At 48.4% G+C, this 2,943-nt stretch carries 3 protein-coding genes; 2 read left to right on the forward strand and 1 reads right to left on the reverse strand.

The window, feature by feature from the left end; genetic code table 11:
* Both VIM87_RS04845 and VIM87_RS04850 read left to right on the forward strand, forming a co-directional pair.
* The coding region (locus tag VIM87_RS04845; RefSeq protein ID WP_331995885.1) for a cytidine deaminase at window positions 1–397 on the forward strand (397 nt) is incomplete at its 5' end.
* Window positions 398–453: 56 nt separating this feature from the next.
* Window positions 454–948, forward strand: a complete 495-nt coding sequence (locus tag VIM87_RS04850; RefSeq protein WP_331995886.1) for a tetratricopeptide repeat protein — start codon at window positions 454–456, stop codon at window positions 946–948.
* 182 nt (window positions 949–1,130) lie between these two features.
* Here the strand turns inward: VIM87_RS04850 and argS are convergent.
* Window positions 1,131–2,943: arginine--tRNA ligase (gene argS, locus VIM87_RS04855; RefSeq protein ID WP_331995887.1), on the reverse strand; the 1,813-nt coding region annotated here is incomplete at its 5' end.

Raw genomic sequence — 2,943 nt, forward strand, 5'->3', positions numbered from 1 at the left:
CCGTACGGTTACTGCCGAGGCTTATGCGCCGTACTCCAATTTCCGGGTAGGCGCTGTTATACGCCTGGCCAACGGACAGCAGGTAAGCGGTACCAACCAGGAGAATGCCTCTTTCCCCGCCGGCATTTGCGCGGAAAGAACGGCCCTTTCCGCCGCCACGGTACTGTATCCGAATATACCCATAGATACGATTGCCATCAGCTACCATAATTTAAACGGCAGCAGCGGGCATCCCATTTCACCCTGCGGTATTTGCCGGCAGTCGCTGGCAGAGTATGAGCAGCGTTTGCAGCAACCTATCCGCCTGATCCTGAGCGGCCAGAGCGGCCAGGTATATGTGATAGCAGCTGCCGGTCAGCTCTTGCCTTTGTCCTTCTCTGCAAAGGATATGGAGTGATTCATATAAGAAAATAACGTATATTTGCGTTAGGGACAATAGACCATGTTTTCTCTATGATGCGTATCCTATGTCTGCTGGTAATAGCAGTTTTCACAGTACAATTAGCCATTGCACACCCAAAAGACAAAGCCAGGGCTTTGTATAAAGAGGGATTGGTATTAAAAAGATCAGGTAAGCTGGATGCTGCCCTGAAGTTCTTTCATGCCGCCATTATCCAGGATAAGAATTATACACCCGCTTACCTGGAGCTGGGCCAGATCTACGCCCTGATGGAGAACTACCGCCAGAGCACTTATTATTATCAGCAAATTTCAAAGCTGGATAGCACCGGCAATGTAACCAGCCCCGAAGATCTCCAGGTACTGCACGACCTCGGCCATGTATATTACTATGAAGGCAATTACAAAGCCGCCGTAGTATTATGGAACCGTATGCTGGCCCTGCAGCCGCAGAACTACTTTGCTATGTTCATGCTGGGAAAATCGTATATCGGTTCCGGTGAGCTTCAGAAAGGGGAGGAGCTTTGTGACAGGGCCGTTAATAATTAATAATGAATAATTAAGAATGAATAATCGTATAGCAGGTTTGCGCCTGTTATAACTATAACATCTTTATAAAAAGAAATGTCCTGCACCATTAAGATGCAGGACATTTTTTATTGCAGTGATCGTGTTACTTAACTTACAGCCCCACGATTATTAATTATTCATTCTTAATTATTAATTAAGCATTACATGCGCTCGGGTACTTCTATTCCAAGGAGCTGCATGCTGCGGCGGATGGTATGCGCGGTATGGGTAATGATCTGCAAACGCAGGTTCTTCTTTTCTTCGGATTCTGCATTCACAATAGAATAGGTGTATTTACCCTCTACCTTCTCCGCATAAAAAGAGTTAAACTCCTGCGCCAGCTTAAATGCATAGTTGGCAATTACAGAAGGGCTCATTTCTTTTTGCGCATCTTCCAGCACTTCGCCAAACTGCTCGTTCAGCATGATCAGCGATTTCTCTAATGGCAGTAAACTGTCATTATGCCTGTAAGTGTCCAAATGACTGGTATCTGTCACACCGGCTTCACGCAGGATGGATTTGATACGTGCATGTGAATATTGAATGAACGGTCCGGTAAAACCATGGAAGTCAATGGATTCTTCGGGGTTAAAGATCATCCGTTTTTTGGGATCAACCCGCAGCAGGAAGAATTTCATAGCGCCCAGCCCGATTACTTCGTACAGGCGTTGCAGTTCGTCCTCGCTGAAGTCTTTCAGCTTGCCGGATTCTTTGGTGTGCTGGGCAGAGGTGTTCACCATTTCAGTGATCATATCATCCGCATCCACCACGGTGCCTTCCCGGCTCTTCATACGGCCATGCGGCAGCTCCACCATGCCGTAGGAGAGGTGGAAAACCCCGTCAGCAGCCGGTTCCTGCAGCTTTTCCAGGATCAGCTTTAATACCTTAAAGTGGTAGTTCTGCTCATCCGCCACCACGTATATGCTCAGGTCCATGTGGTAATCGTCATACTTCAGGCGGGCAGTGCCCAGGTCCTGCGTCATGTATACGGAGGTGCCATCGCCACGCAGCAGCAGCTTCTGGTCCAGCCCGTCATTGGTCAGGTCTATCCAAACTGAGTTATCTTCTTTTTTAAACAGCACGCCTTTACGTAAGCCGTCTTCCACCAGGTCTTTACCCAGCAGGTAGGTTTCGCTTTCGTAATAGATCTTGTCAAAGTCAATGCCCAGGCGTTTGTAGGTTACATCAAAGCCCTGGTATACCCAGCCGTTCATGGTGCTCCACAGGGTACGCACTTCCGGGTTGCCGGCTTCCCACTGCTGCAGCATGATCTTAGCCTGCTGCATGATCTCCGTTTTATTCCGGGCCAGCTCTTTTATTTCGTCATGGATCTTATCGGATTTTTCCTTGTCGGCATGTATTTCCGGCTTATGCAGCAAAGCGCCCAGCTTTTCTACCCGTTCCAGGTCAGCGCCGGAAAAGTCGCGGAAGTCATTTTCCAGCACCCGGGCAATAATGGGCTCCGCCTGTTCTTTCAGCAGGGTTTCAAACTTTACATAATAATCACCTACCAGGTGATCGCCCTTAATGCCGGTAGATTCCGGCGTATCGCCATGGGCAAACAGCTGCCAGGCCAGCATGGATTTACAGATGTGGATCCCCCGGTCGTTCACCAGGTTGGCTTTCACCACTTCATATCCATTGGCTTTTAAGATCTCCGCAATGGAGTAACCCAGGAAGTTATTCCGTAAGTGCCCCAGGTGCAGGGGTTTATTGGTGTTGGGAGAGGAGTACTCCACCATCACCTTTTTACCATTGGCAGGCTTGCGGCCTACATTGGGATTGTTGAAATTCGTTTGCAGGTATTGTACCCAGTACTCACTATTGATGCTGAGGTTCAGGAATCCCTTTACCACATTAAATCCAGCTATCAGCTCCGGGAAATGGGTGGTCAGGTAAGTACCAATGGTATTGCCGGTTTCTTCCGGTTTCTGGCGGCTGAACTTAGTGAAGGTAAATACCACAATGGTATAT

It is taken from the genome of Chitinophaga sp. (genome assembly GCF_036569125.1).
Lineage (GTDB): Bacteria > Bacteroidota > Bacteroidia > Chitinophagales > Chitinophagaceae > Chitinophaga.

Coding starts and splice junctions, on each gene's coding strand:
- VIM87_RS04850 (WP_331995886.1), top strand. CDS start 454: ATGATGCGTATCCTATGTCTGCTGGTAATAGCAGTTTTCACAGTACAA.